The 15,726-nt window shown below is 43.1% G+C and carries 15 protein-coding genes; 8 read left to right on the top strand and 7 right to left on the bottom strand.

Annotated elements, in window-relative coordinates; translation table 11 throughout:
* Positions 1 to 118: 118 nt before the first annotated feature.
* The gene (locus Q9R21_RS06015) at positions 119 to 1,405 is read right to left on the bottom strand and encodes an NAD(P)/FAD-dependent oxidoreductase (protein WP_311203908.1); all 1,287 of its coding nucleotides are present in this window, start codon (positions 1,403 to 1,405) and stop codon (positions 119 to 121) included.
* 242 nt (positions 1,406 to 1,647) lie between these two features.
* Complete coding sequence (locus Q9R21_RS06010; protein WP_311203907.1) at positions 1,648 to 2,961, bottom strand: D-alanyl-D-alanine carboxypeptidase PBP6B; 1,314 nt, start codon at positions 2,959 to 2,961, stop codon at positions 1,648 to 1,650.
* 175 nt (positions 2,962 to 3,136) lie between these two features.
* Between Q9R21_RS06010 and Q9R21_RS06005 the strand changes: the two genes are divergently transcribed.
* Complete coding sequence (locus Q9R21_RS06005) at positions 3,137 to 4,840, top strand: M61 family peptidase (protein WP_311203906.1); 1,704 nt, start codon at positions 3,137 to 3,139, stop codon at positions 4,838 to 4,840.
* Positions 4,841 to 5,223: 383 nt separating this feature from the next.
* Here Q9R21_RS06005 and uraH read toward each other — a convergent pair whose 3' ends face one another.
* Both uraH and Q9R21_RS05995 read right to left on the bottom strand, forming a co-directional pair.
* Positions 5,224 to 5,622, bottom strand: a complete 399-nt coding sequence (gene uraH / locus Q9R21_RS06000; protein ID WP_064096644.1) for a hydroxyisourate hydrolase — start codon at positions 5,620 to 5,622, stop codon at positions 5,224 to 5,226.
* Positions 5,623 to 5,692: 70 nt separating this feature from the next.
* The gene (locus Q9R21_RS05995) at positions 5,693 to 6,190 is read right to left on the bottom strand and encodes a heme-binding protein (protein WP_114541879.1); all 498 of its coding nucleotides are present in this window, start codon (positions 6,188 to 6,190) and stop codon (positions 5,693 to 5,695) included.
* A 120-nt stretch (positions 6,191 to 6,310) separates the two neighbouring features.
* Between Q9R21_RS05995 and Q9R21_RS05990 the strand changes: the two genes are divergently transcribed.
* Both Q9R21_RS05990 and Q9R21_RS05985 read left to right on the top strand, forming a co-directional pair.
* The gene (locus Q9R21_RS05990) at positions 6,311 to 6,982 is read left to right on the top strand and encodes a heavy metal response regulator transcription factor (RefSeq protein WP_114541880.1); all 672 of its coding nucleotides are present in this window, start codon (positions 6,311 to 6,313) and stop codon (positions 6,980 to 6,982) included.
* A complete protein-coding gene (locus Q9R21_RS05985) occupies positions 6,979 to 8,352 on the top strand; it encodes a heavy metal sensor histidine kinase (RefSeq protein WP_114541881.1) in 1,374 nt (457 codons plus the stop codon). Before Q9R21_RS05990 ends, Q9R21_RS05985 begins: the two co-directional genes overlap by 4 nt.
* An 8-nt stretch (positions 8,353 to 8,360) precedes the next feature.
* Here the strand turns inward: Q9R21_RS05985 and Q9R21_RS05980 are convergent, their stop codons facing one another.
* Complete coding sequence (locus Q9R21_RS05980; RefSeq protein WP_004645540.1) at positions 8,361 to 9,149, bottom strand: rRNA large subunit pseudouridine synthase E; 789 nt, start codon at positions 9,147 to 9,149, stop codon at positions 8,361 to 8,363.
* Between the two features lie 194 nt (positions 9,150 to 9,343).
* Between Q9R21_RS05980 and icd the strand changes: the two genes are divergently transcribed.
* The 3 genes from icd to Q9R21_RS05965 all read left to right on the top strand — a co-directional run bounded on the left by icd (position 9,344) and on the right by Q9R21_RS05965 (position 11,734).
* Positions 9,344 to 10,600, top strand: a complete 1,257-nt coding sequence (gene icd / locus Q9R21_RS05975) for an NADP-dependent isocitrate dehydrogenase (protein WP_311203905.1) — start codon at positions 9,344 to 9,346, stop codon at positions 10,598 to 10,600.
* Positions 10,601 to 10,901: 301 nt separating this feature from the next.
* A complete protein-coding gene (locus Q9R21_RS05970; protein WP_004645538.1) occupies positions 10,902 to 11,033 on the top strand; it encodes a hypothetical protein in 132 nt (43 codons plus the stop codon).
* A gap of 143 nt (positions 11,034 to 11,176) precedes the next feature.
* Entirely contained in the window at positions 11,177 to 11,734 is a 558-nt protein-coding gene (locus Q9R21_RS05965; protein ID WP_004278950.1) for a M23 family metallopeptidase, read from the top strand.
* Here Q9R21_RS05965 and Q9R21_RS05960 read toward each other — a convergent pair.
* Entirely contained in the window at positions 11,713 to 12,924 is a 1,212-nt protein-coding gene (locus Q9R21_RS05960) for a YbfB/YjiJ family MFS transporter (protein ID WP_005106518.1), read from the bottom strand. The genes Q9R21_RS05965 and Q9R21_RS05960 overlap by 22 nt on opposite strands.
* Before the next feature lie 212 nt (positions 12,925 to 13,136).
* The gene (locus Q9R21_RS05955) at positions 13,137 to 14,567 is read right to left on the bottom strand and encodes a pyridoxal phosphate-dependent aminotransferase (protein WP_180038730.1); all 1,431 of its coding nucleotides are present in this window, start codon (positions 14,565 to 14,567) and stop codon (positions 13,137 to 13,139) included.
* A gap of 229 nt (positions 14,568 to 14,796) precedes the next feature.
* Between Q9R21_RS05955 and msrB the strand changes: the two genes are divergently transcribed.
* Together msrB and Q9R21_RS05945 are read left to right on the top strand one after the other, a co-directional pair.
* The gene (gene msrB, locus Q9R21_RS05950) at positions 14,797 to 15,216 is read left to right on the top strand and encodes a peptide-methionine (R)-S-oxide reductase MsrB (RefSeq protein ID WP_004645533.1); all 420 of its coding nucleotides are present in this window, start codon (positions 14,797 to 14,799) and stop codon (positions 15,214 to 15,216) included.
* Positions 15,213 to 15,689: a glutathione peroxidase gene (locus tag Q9R21_RS05945; RefSeq protein WP_004278946.1), complete on the top strand. Its 477-nt coding sequence runs from the start codon at positions 15,213 to 15,215 to the stop codon at positions 15,687 to 15,689. Before msrB ends, Q9R21_RS05945 begins: the two co-directional genes overlap by 4 nt.
* Positions 15,690 to 15,726 lie beyond the last annotated feature (37 nt).

Below are 15,726 nucleotides of genomic sequence, written 5' to 3'. Positions count from 1 at the left end.
TTTTTTAAGGGTACATCATAAAGTGAAATTGCATTTTTGTAGACTAAAATTAGCAAAAAAACGCAATTTGACAATTTTGTTGACGATTTTTTCATTGATTGGGCCAAATTCTGGAATTTCAATGCAATTTCAGCTTTGGAGAAATTTTTCGTGTAACAAAATCTTTTGCAGTCAGAATGCCGGCATGCGCATAACCATGAATGGTCGCCTGATGAATTCGGTATAAAGAAACGTACATTGACTTGGCAACAAAGCCTTGAACATTCACCTGACCGAGCAACTCGCCGACGGCTTTATTCTGGCTTAAGGAAATCAGTGAACCTTTGTCAGAAAATTTAAACATCGGTAAATAGTTTTCTTCATTGACACGCGCTTTCAAGGCATTCGCCAGAAAATTGGCCTGTTGGCTAGCCACTTGTGCACGTGGACCCAAGACTGGTTCATCTGCAGCAGGCTGGCAGTGTGCACAGTCACCAAAAGCAAAAATGTCTGGATCAGATTTGGTTTGCAGGGTGGAGTAGACTTTCAACCGGTGAATATTGTCTTTTTCCATATCTTGCAGTTGTGCCAAGACTTCAGGTGCTTTGATGCCTGCAGCCCAGACTTTAATCTCGGCATCCAGACTTGAGCCATCTGCAAAATAAATCTTGTCTTCATCAACCTTGGCCACGCGGTGACTGGTCAAAACCTCAATGCCAAATTTTTCCAGCTGTTGCATGGTATGTTCGGCGACTTTCGACGAGAGTGCAGTCAGAATACGATCCGCCGCTTCAATCAGGGTAATTTTGACTTTATTTGGGTCGACCTTGTTTAAGCCATATTTAAAGAAATTGTGTTTGGCTTCCACCAGTTCAGCTGCCAGTTCTACTCCGGTTGCACCGGCGCCAATAATCGCGATATTCAGTTCACGGCTCGAAGCTTCATGTTGAGCATTCAAGTAGAGATGCAACAGATCCTGCTGAAAGATATCAGCTTGTGGACGGCTGTCGAGAAAATGACAGAACTGTTTGACGCCTTCGGTATTAAAGTCATTCGAGGTAGAACCCAAGGCCAGTACCAGGGTGTCATAGTCGATGCGCTGGTTCTTCTTGGCTTGGGCTTTTTTGGAGAAATATTCTGTTTCTACCACAATCTGTTTCGCTTCACGATCCAGACCGGTAAATGTCCCCAAGACAAATTCATAATGATGTGCGGCTGAATGGGCAAAATAATTAGTTTCTTCTTCATGTGGATTTAAGGTGCCTGCGGCAATTTCATGCAGCAGCGGTTTCCAAATGTGTGTCAGTTTTTGATCGACCAGAATAATCTGGGCTTTACCGCTTTTACCCAAGCTCTCACCCAGCTGAGTCGCCAGTTCCAGACCACCGGCACCACCACCCACAATCACGATTTTATGTGCTGTCATATATGATTAACCTGTTTATTTTTTTAATAAAAATAAGAGAAATAGAGAGAAAATATACTATGGCATGCACTAAAACGCGTCTTGATTAAAATTGTTATACACATTACAAAACGTAGCAATTCTGTGAGGGCAGGTAAGTTTCCCTGTCTTGAGGGCGTGATGCAGGAAGAAAGGAAAATCTGCCAGAAGATCAGAGAGGAGATCTTCTAGCTTAAAGGGAAGTTACTTGAGATGTAGCGCTATTATCTATCTAAAGGATAAAGCTTTACGCTTGGTGTATTGTCTGAAAATAAACCGAATAAGCCTTGTAGCCAGCTAAAGAATTTCTGAAACAGGTTGGCTTCTTCAATTTCGACATGATCTTCAATTTGAATGGTGCGAATCAACTGATTATTCTGATAAACCTGAATGGTCGCCAAAGGCATCATGGTCGCCAAAGGTGCAATGAGTTCAGACGCTTTCACTTCAACATTGATATGAGTTTGCGTTTCCTGTAAAGGCTCGATACTTTTTAAAACGCCATCACCTGTATTCAGCATGACACGCTGTTGGGTTTGATCAAACTGGTTTAGGTCAATACTGTAGCCCTGATCATATAAAGAAGTGGTAATAATCTGCGGCTGCTTGGTTTGCACCTTAAACATTTTTAAGGTGGATTTAATCACAGGCAACTCAGCAAGGAGCTGTTGATCTTTGATCGCTACTTCATTGCGGGTATAGGTATAGGCGAGATTCATCAGCTTATGTGATACTTCAGCGCGTTTTGTGGCACTTTTAGTACCCAGTACCACCACAATCAGACGGCGATTCGGCATCTCAAAATCTGCTGTGACGCGATTGGCTGTTAGCGCAAGGTTATAGCCTGCCGCCCTGGTAAAACCGGTTTTTAAACCATCTACTGTAGGATCAACCTGAAGTACACGGTTGGTCGCACGATGGAAATGCTGATTATAGGTAAAGCTTGGCTGCTTTGAATAATACAGATAATCCGGGGTTTTATTCACCACCGCCATAGACAGTCTGGCCAAATCGGCGGCAGTCGAATAATGCTCAGGCATGGTAATACCGGCCGGATTCTGGAAATTGGTATGTTGCATGCCCAGTGCTTTGGCTTCCTGATTCATACGTTCAACAAACTGCGGAATACCACCCGAAATTTTCTCAGCCAGCGTCACCGCGGCATCATTGGCAGACATGATAATTAAGCCCGCCAGAAGCTGATCGACTGAAATCTGATCACCTTCTTTCAGGTACATTTGTGACTCATCCCACATCACAGTTTTCACCACAGAGGTCGCGGTTAAAACTTCATTTTTATCTAATTTTCCGGCCTCAATTTCCTTTAAGGCAATATAAGCCACCATCATTTTGGTCAGCGAAGCCGGAGCACGCTGAACGTCGGCATTGTGCTCTGCAATGACTTGACCAGACTGTGAATCCAGAATGGTCCAGGCTTCAGCTTCAACGCTTTCAGGCACAATATTGAGTAGGGCAGCATGTGAAAATGCAGAAATAAATAAACTGAAAACCGCAATCAGTGAGATGATGTATTTCAATGGTGTTCCTTGATAACCCGCTGGGTGTTGAACGATTTAATTTTCACGCATGCTATGCCTTTTTTATACAGATAGCTAGTCGTAAATGTAGACAAATAAGACAGCTAAACCATACTGGCTTAAAAAATGCTAAGCTAAGCTATATCTCATTTATTTTAATTTTATATCGTTCATTATGTTGCATTATCAAATTGAATTTGACGATTATCGTCAGCATCTTATTCACGTGACTGTTCGTTTTCTTGCGGACCCGACACAAGTCCTGTCATTGCCGACTTGGATTCCGGGCAGCTATCTGATTCGAGAGTTTTCCAAGCACATTGAAACGGTCCAAGCCTATGATGAAGATGGGCGCCAGTTACAGATCCAGAAATTTGAAAAAAATAAATGGCGTTTATTCAATACTGATCATGAACTGATTACAGTTGAATATGATGTCTATGCCTATGACCTGTCCGTTCGTGGTGCATATGTGGATCAAAATCGTCTCTACGTGAACCCGGCTTGTGCATGTCTGGGGCTGGAAGGTCAGGAAAATAAAGAAATTGAACTGGAAATCTTCCTGCCAGATGAATTGAAGCATTTTCAATTGGCAACAGGAATGCAGGCTAAAAGTCTGGTCAAAGGCCGTTTCACCCTGAAAGCTAAAAACTATGCCGAACTGATTGATGCGCCATTTGAGCTGGCAGAACAAACCCGTTTCAGTTTTGAAGCAAATGGTATTCCACATGAGTTTGTGGTGTCAGGCAAACACGCGATGAATGCGGCGCGTATGCAGCAGGACATTGAAAAAATCTGTGCTACAGAAATTTCAATGTTTGGTTCGGCGCCGTTTACAGACTATACCTTTATGACCATGGCAACCGGCAATAGCTATGGCGGTCTGGAGCATCCAAATTCTACCAGCCTGATTTCACCACGTGATGACTTGCCGAAAGCCAATGAGCCAGAAGAGCCATCTAAAGATTATCAGCGTTTCTTGGGCTTATGTAGCCATGAATATTTCCATTCATGGTTGGTGAAATTCATTCGCCCTGAAAACTTCGTCAATTATGATTTAAACAGAGAAGGCTATACTTCTTTGTTGTGGATCTTTGAAGGTTTCACCTCGTATTATGACGATTTGATCTTGCTACGCAGCGGCGTGATTAATCAGGAATCGTATATTGCTTTGTTAAAAGCACAGATTGACCGCTATTTGCAAAATCCGGGACGTGTGATTCAGTCAGTGTCTGAATCCAGTTTTGATGCCTGGGTGAAATTCTATCGTCAGGATGAAAACTCGAATAATGCGGGTACCAGCTATTACAACAAAGGTTGTTTAGTTGCACTGTGCCTGGATTTGGGTCTGCGTTTACGTGGTTCAAGTCTGGATGCTTTGATGCGCCGTTTGTATGGAAATGCCCAGAAAGGCGTTCAGGTGCATGAACGGACGATCTTTGAATTGTGTAAAGAATTGACAGGAGATGATTGGTCAGAACAGATTAATCACTTGATCAATACCACAGATGAATTGCCGCTCGATCAGCTATTCCCTGAGTTTGGTATGGCTTATAGCCTGAAAAATGACAAGTCTTTGCCATTCGGTTTAAAACTGGTAGATAAGCCGGAAGGTGTTCTAGTTCAATCTGCGCGTCGTGATGGGGTTGCTGTACTCGCTGGCCTTTCTGCCAATGATGTCATTATTGCAATTGATGGCTTAAAAGCAACGACCAAACTCATTGAAAGCTATGCAAAACAGCAAGGTACTTTTACAGTGTATGCATTCCGTCGTGATGAGCTGATGAGTTTTGAAGTTCAAGCCGCGGGTTCTGAACTGACCGAAGTTGAACTGAAAGTTGAAGATCAGGCCAAAGCTGAAAAGTGGCTTAAAGCTTAATTCAATTTCAAACTTTAAAACCGATGCTTAGGCATCGGTTTTTTTATTGACTAAATATCAACATGATATTTATTTAATGAGCAGTCAGGAAATTCCATTGAATTTAGCTTGCGATTTAATGATGCTGATTCCTCATTTGAATATCATAAAATGCTAGTACGACCATTATTGGCTTTGCGTTCTGCTATAGCAGTCAATGTATCGCAAAGACATCTTGGTCCTGATTAAACATCCGGTTAACTTGCTGATCCAATACAAATCTCCTTTTTTGAATACATTTTATTTTTTAGATCACTAAATATGAATCGTAAATGGCATTTCAATAAAAGAATAACAAGAAAAAAAAGGAAGGCCCAAAGAGGGTGGGCCTTAAGTGGGAGAGCTTAGTTGCCGCGATAGGTTGAATAACCATAGGGGCTTAATAGCAGCGGGATATGATAGTGATTGACTGAGCCATCTACTTCAAAAATCACCGGTACTTCCGGGAAAAAGCTGTTTTGCTTTTGGGTTTTAAACCAGTCACCAGTTTTAAAAGTCACTTTGTAGGTTCCTTTATCAAAGGTTTTATTCTCTGGGTACAGTGCTGTGATACGACCCTGAGGATTGGTCCTTGCTTGTGAAAGCTGTACCCATTTGCCATTTTTCTGTGTTTCCAGCGTCACTTCTACATTTGGAGAAGGCAAGCCATTTTCCAGATTCAGCACGTGTACACTCAGCGGATTCTGGGCAAAAGAAAGAGTTGCTGCAGTAGTGGCAAGAGTCGCGATTAAGATTTTTTTCATGTTGTGTTCCTCGTTGGAATGACGGAATAATGTTTAATCAAAGGAATAAAAAATTACTAATTAAAAGATATCAAAGCTGCTTTAAGGTGGTTTGAATGCCGCTATTGGCACATTGATGATCCTGTACTGAACCGCCCGCACCTGCGACGCCTACTGCGCCTACAATCTGGTTTTGGTAAATGACAGGGACACCACCACCCAGTAATAGCAATTCAGGCAAGCTATTCAGATTCTGTGCATCCGGATTTTTCTGGGCATTGCGCATAAAATCCAATGTGCTGGTTTTAGTTGAATACGCGGTGAAAGCTTTCCGTTCCGCTGCAATCAGGTTGTGAATGCCGACAGATTCATGGCGCTGGCTGGCCAGCAGGTTGCCACCTTGATCCAGAATAACGACTGCCGCCGGCTTGGCCTGTTTCTGGCAAGCAAGCATGACGTTGCTGGCCATGAGCTTTGCCACTTCTAGCGACATGACTGGCGCCGTTTTAAATTCTGCATGCGCCAGTGAGCTGAGTAGTAATACGCTGCTGAGCAAGGCCATGCTTGTGTTGGCGATTGAAATTTTCATGGTTATCTTTCATGCAATTGGCTACTGGGGCTATCTTAGAAAAAAATCCGCCAGTACAGCATGACAATCAGATTACCAATTTGTAATCTAGAACTAGCTAAAAACAGCTAAACTACTGACATGCATATTTTAATTGTAGAAGATGAAGTCAAGATTGCTGAATATCTGGCAAAAGGACTGAATGAGTCAGGTTATAGTACGACCATCGCAGAAAATGGCGTGCGAGCATTATCGTGTTTGCAGCAACAGTCTTTTGATCTGGTGCTGCTTGATGTGATGCTGCCGGACCTGGACGGCTGGCAGGTATTACATACCCTGCGAACTTTTAGCCAGATTCCGGTATTAATGCTCACTGCACGTGATCATGTGCTAGATCGGGTGAAAGGACTGGAGCTTGGTGCTGATGATTATCTGACCAAGCCTTTTTCCTATATTGAATTACTGGCCCGAATTAAAAGTCTGTTGCGCCGTGTGCCGCGTCTGGAGCAGGAGGCCTATCAGGTTTCAGATCTGGTATTGAACCGCTTAAAGCATGAGGTTTACCGTAATGGGCAAAAGATCGACTTGAGCCAGAAAGAATTTGCGCTGTTGCAATTGTTAATGGAACATCAGGGACAGGTGATGACCCGGAGCCAGATTGCGTCAATGGTCTGGAATATCAATTTTAATACTGATACTAATGTGGTCGATGTGGCTATTCGCAGGCTGCGTAGCAAAATTGATGATCATTACACGCCAAAACTGATCCATACCGTACGTGGCATGGGTTATAAGCTAGATGAATATCCATGAAAAACCCTGTGTTATTGCCGTTGGCAACACGATTGAGTATTGCATTTGCACTGGTGTCTTGCGTGGTGTTTCTGAGTGTGGCGTTGCTGTCTTATCAAAATATGCAACAGATGATTCAGACCCAGCAGGATCAGGCGCTGGCTGCGCGTATTTCCCGGATTGAGATTTTTCTTGAAGATGCCCAGAGTTTCAAACTTCTGGTCCAGCATCCCAAATTATATGAAAATATGCTGGGACAGGAAGATAATTTACTGCTGCTGCAGCATCAGAATAGTCGTCTGATCGAAATCAATCCTTTGCAGGTTCATATTCCGGCATTGCATTATTCTTCCAAATTACAGTTTCAGAATAATCAGGCTGAACATCCTTCAACACGTCTGGCTTTTAAACAGGTGCAGTTTGATGGTCGCAGCTACCAGCTGGTAGCGGGTAAACAGTTGGCAGAAGGACAAAGGGCACTGGCAACCTATTTATCAAAACTGGTGCTCTATAGTCTGCTTGGTATATTGCTCTCGACCTTTATGGCCTGGCTGGCTGGACGCTATATTCTCAAGTCAATGCGTCAGCTGATGCTGGCGACAGCACAGGTCAATATTCAGCAGCCCAATCAGCACATTGATGTTCAGAGTAATACGCTTGAGGTGCAAGAGCTGAGTCAGGCCATGAACGATATGCTCGGTAATATTCAGTCTGCATATCAGCAGTTGGCACGTTTTTCTGAGGACATTTCGCACGAACTTCGCACGCCATTAAACAATCTAATCGGGCAGACACAGATTCTGTTATCGCGACCGCGCGAGCCTGCTGAACTGGAAAATCTGCTCTATTCCAACCTGGAAGAATATGAACGCCTAAGCCAGATGATTGAAAGCATGCTGTTTATCGCGCGGGTAGAGCATGGTGGATTTACGGTTGAAAAACAGCATTTCAATCTGAATGAGATGCTGCAAGAATTACTTGAGTACTTCAGTTTTCTGGCCGAAGAAAAGCAGATGCATTTAAAAATTAATGTTCCAGCAGATTTAAGTCTAACTGCCAGCACCGCATTATTACAGCGCGCTGTTGCCAATCTGATCAGCAATGCCATTACTTATGGTCAGCCAGGGAGTGAGATTAGTGTGTCGGCACAGCGACTGAATCATCGCATCAAAATATCGGTGCTGACGCCAGAGGTATGGGTTGCAGATGAGCATCATCCGCATTTATTTGACCGGTTTTATCAGATAGATGACAGCCGACATGAAAAAGCCCAGACGGGTGGTCTGGGCCTTGCCATTGTGCAGTCGATTATGCAGCTCCATCAGGGGGGAACAACTGTAGAAAATACGCCGTCTGGCGTGATGTTTAGCCTGTCACTACCTGATGAATAGGCTGGGCTTTAACCACGACCCCGGCCGCGACCACGTGGTGCCTTGGTATTTGGACGAGTAGTACCATTGGTGCGACGTTTCGGCTTTTCACTTTCATCCATTTGCCAGATACGCTTGGTTCCAGACTTCTTCACAGAACCATCTTTATTTTTACGAACCATTGGCTTACCGCCCGTACCACCCGGCTTTTTCACATAAGAACGTGAACGGTATGGTTCTTCCGCAGGAACATTCTGGAAGTCCGGATAAAGTAAGGGTTCAATTTCTCTGGTCTCACCCGGTTGCAATCCCATGCGAACCAAATCAATCTCACCAATTTTGGTACGGATCAAACGCAGTGTAGGGAAGCCGACAGCAGATGTCATACGACGAACTTGACGGTTACGACCTTCACAGATCGAAATCTCAACCCAAGATGTTGGAACAGAGGCACGGAAACGTACAGGAGGATTACGCTCCCATAACCATTCAGGTTCAGACACTTTTTCAGCACGTGCAGGAAGCGTCATGCCATCTTTCAGTTCAACGCCTTTACGAAGCTGTTCAAGTGCTTCTTCGGTCACATCACCTTCCACTTGCACCATATAAGTTTTAAACTTTTTATTGGCAGGATTGGTGATATATTGGTTGAGACCACCGTGATCGGTGAGGAAAACCAGACCTTCTGAGTCCATGTCCAAACGACCCGCAAGACGTAAATCTTTGTCGTTGACAAAATCAGCCATGGTTGGGTGCTTTTCATCCGCACGGAATTGGGAGAGGACGTCATAAGGTTTGTTTAGAATGACGATTTTCATAGGAAATAACTTCTATAATTACATTAATTTAAAAAATGTAGAGGTTTATTTAAAAGGGAAATTTAGTTATTTCCCGTATAAATCTCAAAAACAACAAATCTGGATTAGAATATTATGCGTTAAGAACAGTTGAAAGTATTGCCTAATTGGCAATTATTTTAGATTTGTCAGCGGCATCCGGGAGAATACTAATAATGGGATATCAAAAAATCGTAGTACCTGTGGATGGTACCAAAATTACCGTTAATGCAGACCTGTCACTCAACGTACCAAATAATCCAATTATCCCATTTATCGAAGGGGATGGAATTGGTGCAGATATTACACCAACAATGCGAACTGTGGTAGATGCTGCTGTGCAAAAAGCATACGCCGGGAAGCGTTCCATCGAATGGATGGAAGTCTACTGCGGTGAAAAAGCTGACAAAATTTACGGCACCTATATGCCTGAAGAAACTCTCGAAGCACTGCGCGATTATGTGATATCGATTAAAGGTCCACTGACCACGCCAGTCGGTGGTGGTATTCGTTCCTTGAATGTGGCTTTACGTCAGGAACTGGATTTATATGTCTGTGTACGTCCGGTGCGCTGGTTTGAAGGGGTACCTTCGCCAGTACATAATCCGGAACTGACCGATATGGTGATCTTCCGTGAGAATTCAGAAGATATTTATGCCGGTATTGAATGGAAAGCAGATTCTCAGGAAGCGAAAAAGGTTATCAAGTTTTTGAAAGAAGAAATGGGTGTAACCAACATCCGCTTTGAAGACAATTGTGGGATCGGGATCAAACCTGTCTCCAAAGAAGGTAGCCAGCGTCTGGTGCGTAAAGCGATTCAGTTCGCCATTGAAAATGACAAGCCGAGTGTGACCTTGGTGCACAAAGGCAATATCATGAAATACACCGAAGGAGCATTTAAAGAGTGGGGCTATGAGGTCGCATTGGAACGTTTCGGCGGTGAGCTTTTAGATGGTGGTCCGTGGGTTAAAATCAAAAATCCAAGAACAGGCAAAGACATTATTATTAAAGATGTTATTGCAGATGCCTTCTTGCAGCAAATCCTGATGCGCCCGGCGGATTATTCTGTGATTGCGACACTCAACTTAAATGGTGACTATATTTCTGATGCGCTGGCTGCGGAGGTTGGTGGGATTGGAATTGCACCGGGTGCCAATATTGGCGGTTCGATTGCAGTCTATGAAGCAACCCACGGCACAGCGCCTAAATATGCCAGGCAGGATAAAGTGAATCCAGGTTCGATTATTCTGTCTGCAGAAATGATGCTGCGTGATATGGGATGGACAGAAGCTGCCGACCTGATCATCAAGGGGATTTCGGGTGCGATTGCGGCAAAAACGGTGACCTATGATTTCGAGCGTCTGATGCCAGGTGCGACCTTGCTACGTTGTTCTGAGTTTGGTGAAGCGATCATTGCTAATATGGATGCCTAAAATTGCGATGCAATTTATGAATAAAAAAACCCGCAATTACGGCGGGTTTTTTTATCACTTTATTGGGAAGCAAAGGCTGAACGGTTTAAGGTTAAACGTTAAAATAAGTATCAGGCTGCAAGATCATGTAAGAAGTGTAATGAGCCTAGAAATGATTCGTTCTAAGCTGAATAACTTAGTAAACACTGTATTACATTGACGTATTTGGATACAGCTCAGCGATTGGCTTATTTTGTATAAACGTTACAGTGATGAATGGAACTTCCAGTGATATAGAGACGTTTCTCCAAAGGAGTAAATCATGGCTAAAGCTAAAGCGAGACATAAGCAGGTCCAACAAAAAGACAAGCAGGACAATGCTCAGAATGAAGAGCAGCAACAGCAACAACAGCAACAACCATCGAAACCATCTCGTGCTAAAAAACGTAGATAATCTCCTATCCACCTAAAATAACAAAACCCTCATTTGAGGGTTTTGTTATTTGAATGCTTGTATAAAATCATCACTAAAAATAACAGGATTGTGACTTTAAATTAGGCGGTTGTGATTAAGATAAAAGTCATCTATTTAATTTAATGCGAATATTGGTGAAATTTCTTCGGATTATAAGCTTACTGTTATCTATAGGTTTTCTACTAACTGCCTGTCAGCCACCGCCTTCAGGTGAAGCAGCAGGTTGGAAAAGCCCTTATCTGTATTGGCAATTACAGAGAGCCCAGTTAGAAGCTCCGCTACAGATTCCGGTTGAAGGCGTCAGAGTTGGTCAGATTAATGATACTTGGGGAGCAGCGCGTAGTGACGGTCGTAAACACGAAGGGACGGATATTTTTGCCAAACGCGGTACGCCAGTATTTAGCGCGACCCCAGGTATTGTGCGTAGGATTGGCACCAACAATCTGGGTGGAAAAATCATCTGGGTGACCGGTCCAAATATGAGCCAACATTATTATGCACATCTGGATGACTATGCAGAACATATTCAGGAAGGCGACTGGGTTGAGGCAGGTGAAGTCATCGCTTATGTGGGGAATACAGGTAATGCCAAAAATACCCCGCCGCATTTACATTATGGGATTTATTTAGGTGGGCAAGGAGCAACCAATCCTTATCCTTATTTAGTCCCTTCTCCATGAGCAGAAATTGGCAGAGTTTGTTGTTCAGATTTGAGTCTGACAGGACGTGTGTACCAGAACAATTGTAACGTTCCTAATAAAAGAACAAATGTGGCCAGTATGAACTGTTGATGATAGCTCAATCCAAAATATTGCAGCGCACTAAAACTGAGCCCACCGATTAGCTGAATCGAGGCAAAACACAAGGTGGCAATACTCCAGAGCTTTTTATAAGCCAGTCCATACAGTTGCAAAATGGTATAGGAGGTCAGGAACACCACAGCCGGATTTAGCATCCCGGTAAAAAAGGAAGAGCTAAAAGTAAGCAATGGGCTGGCATCTAGGGTTGCAATAAAAATAGCCACAATATAAAGACTATAAAGAATTTTTAGGGCAACAAAATTACCCCATTTTCTGGCCAGTGCATAAGCACTCAAGGCGCCTAAAGCACTACCTAGTCCATATAGAATCCAGTTGAAATTAATCCAGAACAAGCTCAATCCCAACTGCTGGCTTAAATAATCAATCCAGAAGAGTGAATGCGGTATATAAGCGAATGCACTACACGCGTAGACCGTCAGTAAACTATAAAAGATGCTATTCAAAGATAGAGTAGAGATAACCGAAGGCGCTTGTGCGGACAAATACGGCTTAAATTTCTGAATCAGAAAACTTAAAACGATACAGATAAGCAAAGCAAAACCACATAAGATTAGCCAGGCCGTCTGTATGGAAATTTGATCCAGATAGGGCAGAAACAGGGTTGCAATTAAAACCCCTACTCCAATTCCGCTAAAACCAATAAAGTTGATTTTAAGACGGTCTTGAAGTTCACAGCACTGTGCAACCACACTCGGCGATAAGATCATCATCAGTCCACCGCTGATCCCGGAAATAATACGCCAAGCGATATACCAAGCTTCAGAAAAACCAGAAAATGCACAACACATCAGGCTGAACATGCCAGCGAAGGCTGAAATTTGAATATAGGTACTCATGCTGCGGTCTTGAGGCAAGCGCATGGCAGTAAATGCACCGATCAAATAACCCAGCAAATTGGCACTGCCCAAGAGGCTGGCAAAATCTGTACTCCAGCCAAAGGCTTCGCGTGTGCCAGGTAACAGGGCAGTATAAGAGAAACGAAGAATACCAATGCCCAAGCACATACTAAGGCAGAGAAACAGGCTGAGCTTCATTGTGTTTGAGGACATCCGTGTACTCATAGAATTTTATATTTGTTCAAAAAATAACATGAATTTTCATGATTGAGGGGGAATTGCCTGAGAAGAAACCATTGAATGCAGAAATTTGCTCAAAGAAACCGGTATGATTTTTAAGATTTCATCAGTCAAAAGCCTGAATTTTTTCAGAGAAATAAAAAACCGCGTCTCAACGCGGTTTTTTATATTGTCTATTTCAAGAGTTAACGCATCTTGGCCAGGAAACGGCCAACACGGGTAATGGCTTCACGCAGTTCATTTTCAGCCGGCAGGAATACTACACGGAAATGATCCGGTGTCGGCCAGTTAAAGCCTGTACCTTGTACCAAAAGTACTTTCTCTGCACGTAACAAATCCAGCATCAGTTTTTCATCGTCCTGAATTGGATACACATTCGGATCCAGTTTCGGGAAACAGTACATTGCACCTTCAGGCTTGACACAAGATACACCTGGAATCTCGTTCAGCATTTCCCAGGCAATATTGCGCTGTTCATATAAACGCCCACCTGGGCGAATTAGGTCATTAATCGACTGATAACCGCCCAGTGCAGTCTGAATCGCATATTGAGCCTGATGGTTGGCACACAAACGCATCGATGCCAGCATATCCAAACCTTCGATATAGTCTGCGGCACGTGCTTTATCGCCGGTAATGGCCATCCAGCCGGAACGGAAACCAGCAATACGATAGGCTTTAGATAAACCGTTAAACGAAACACAGAGCTGATCGCCAGCCAGAGCTGCTACAGCAACATGCTCGATTCCATCGTAAATAATTTTGTCGTAGATTTCATCAGCAAATAAAATCAGGTCATATTTCTTGGCCAAGTCGACGATTTGCTGCAACACATGACGTGGGTAAACCGAACCGGTCGGGTTATTCGGGTTAATAATCACAATACCACGGGTATTTGGCGTGATTTTGCTTTCCATATCAGCAATATCTGGATACCAGTGATTTTCTTCATCACATTTATAGTGAATCGCTGTACCGCCAGATAGATTCACTGCCGCCGTCCAGAGTGGATAATCTGGCATTGGAATCAGCATTTCATCGCCATCATCCAGCAGACCCTGCATGGCCATCACGATCAGTTCAGACACACCATTACCGATATAGACGTCATTGACGTGCATATCTAGAATGCCTTTTTGCTGATAATACTGACAGATCGCCTTACGCGCCGGGAAAATCCCTTTGGAATCCGTGTAGCCAATCGCATTCGGCAGGTTTAAAGCCACATCGTTGATAATTTCTTGTGGTGCTTCAAAACCGAATGGGGCAGGGTTACCAATATTTAATTTAATAATTTTGTGACCAGCTTCTTCCATCTCGATGGCCGCTCGTAACACAGGTCCGCGAATGTCGTAGCAAACATGATCAAGCTTGGATGATTTCTTGATTTCGCGAGGGGATTGGAAAGTGTTCGGCATTTTGATGTTCTCGGATGGAGTGGAGGTCACTTTTGCATAACGATATAAATAACTTTTAAATGTCTCAGTTGTGACTAGATCGAGATCATGTTCATCTCGAAGTAGTGCAACAATTTTTTCATGCGTAAATCCAAGCTGCTGATATTGTTTGATCACAGGCAGCAGATTTTTAAAAATTACGCTCTTTTTTTGCGACATTTTTTAATCCTGAGCAAATTTAGAGCTAAGAATACCATTAAATTTGCTCACTAAAAAACATTTAATGTAAAAATTGCTTACTTTTATTTTTATATTTGCTTTCTTTTTGCTTTTTTTGGGCATTATATGTCTTTTGTAAAATGTTGAATAAAGACTAGAATTTTTAAAATGAATCACGTAAATATAGGATTATCCTATTTTAAATAGCAAGATAAAAAGGTATGTGATCATGGGAAAACTCAATAAATCAGACCGGGAATGGCAAAGAGAGTTATCACCTGAGGAGTTTCGCATTACGCGCGAGAAGGGAACCGAGCCGGCATTTACTGGAAAATACTGGAATACCAAGCAAGATGGCACTTATGTATGTCGTTGCTGCGGCACGCCATTGTTCTCGTCGGAGACCAAGTATGACAGCGGCTGTGGCTGGCCAAGTTTCTACCGTCCTGTCAGCAGTTCGGTGGTAGAAGAATTACCTGATACTTCACACGGAATGGTCAGAACTGAGATTGTTTGTCATCATTGTGACGCACATTTAGGGCATGTTTTCCCGGATGGCCCAGAACCGACCGGTTTGCGTTATTGTGTCAACTCGGCTTCTTTGGACTTAGAAACACAAGAAAAAAATGATGAGGAAACCTATCCATGACTAACATTTATCAGTTCGAAGCTGAATTGTTAGATGGCAAAAGCAAGCCACTTGCAGATTATGAAGGCAAGGTGCTTTTGATCGTCAATACAGCGAGTAAGTGTGGTTTTACCCCACAGTTTTCAGGATTAGAAAAACTTTACGAAAAATATAAAGATCAAGGTCTGGAAATTTTGGGATTTCCATGTAACCAGTTTGGCGGCCAGGATCCGGGTTCCAATGAACAGATTGGTGAATTTTGCCAGAAGAATTACGGGGTATCTTTCCCGATGTTTTCCAAGGTGGATGTCAAAGGCCCTGAAGCGCACGCCATTTTTCGATATTTAACTAATAATTCCAAAGGTATTTTAGGCAATGGAATTAAATGGAATTTTACCAAGTTCCTGATCGGGCGTGATGGCAAGGTATTGAACCGTTTTGCTCCGACCACCAAGCCTGAAGATCTTGAGGATGAAATTGCCAAAGTGTTGTAAGACTCTGTGTTATTTTATCAGTATGAAATAAAAATAG

The organism is Acinetobacter sp. RG5 (assembly GCF_031844265.1).
GTDB lineage: Bacteria > Pseudomonadota > Gammaproteobacteria > Pseudomonadales > Moraxellaceae > Acinetobacter.
This window is presented reverse-complemented; position numbering and strand designations above follow the sequence as displayed.

Excerpts from the sequence above, each read along its gene's own strand:
- uraH (WP_064096644.1), bottom strand. The coding sequence starts at position 5,622 with ATGAAAAAAATCTTAATCGCGACTCTTGCCACTACTGCAGCAACTCTT.
- Q9R21_RS05970 (WP_004645538.1), top strand. The coding sequence starts at position 10,902 with ATGGCTAAAGCTAAAGCGAGACATAAGCAGGTCCAACAAAAAGACAAG.
- Q9R21_RS05995 (WP_114541879.1), bottom strand. The coding sequence starts at position 6,190 with ATGAAAATTTCAATCGCCAACACAAGCATGGCCTTGCTCAGCAGCGTA.
- Q9R21_RS05955 (WP_180038730.1), bottom strand. The coding sequence starts at position 14,567 with ATGTCGCAAAAAAAGAGCGTAATTTTTAAAAATCTGCTGCCTGTGATC.
- Q9R21_RS05980 (WP_004645540.1), bottom strand. The coding sequence starts at position 9,149 with ATGAAAATCGTCATTCTAAACAAACCTTATGACGTCCTCTCCCAATTC.
- Q9R21_RS06005 (WP_311203906.1), top strand. The coding sequence starts at position 3,137 with ATGTTGCATTATCAAATTGAATTTGACGATTATCGTCAGCATCTTATT.
- Q9R21_RS05985 (WP_114541881.1), top strand. The coding sequence starts at position 6,979 with ATGAAAAACCCTGTGTTATTGCCGTTGGCAACACGATTGAGTATTGCA.
- msrB (WP_004645533.1), top strand. The coding sequence starts at position 14,797 with ATGGGAAAACTCAATAAATCAGACCGGGAATGGCAAAGAGAGTTATCA.
- Q9R21_RS05945 (WP_004278946.1), top strand. The coding sequence starts at position 15,213 with ATGACTAACATTTATCAGTTCGAAGCTGAATTGTTAGATGGCAAAAGC.
- Q9R21_RS05960 (WP_005106518.1), bottom strand. The coding sequence starts at position 12,924 with ATGTCCTCAAACACAATGAAGCTCAGCCTGTTTCTCTGCCTTAGTATG.
- Q9R21_RS06015 (WP_311203908.1), bottom strand. The coding sequence starts at position 1,405 with ATGACAGCACATAAAATCGTGATTGTGGGTGGTGGTGCCGGTGGTCTG.
- icd (WP_311203905.1), top strand. The coding sequence starts at position 9,344 with ATGGGATATCAAAAAATCGTAGTACCTGTGGATGGTACCAAAATTACC.
- Q9R21_RS05965 (WP_004278950.1), top strand. The coding sequence starts at position 11,177 with ATGCGAATATTGGTGAAATTTCTTCGGATTATAAGCTTACTGTTATCT.
- Q9R21_RS05990 (WP_114541880.1), top strand. The coding sequence starts at position 6,311 with ATGCATATTTTAATTGTAGAAGATGAAGTCAAGATTGCTGAATATCTG.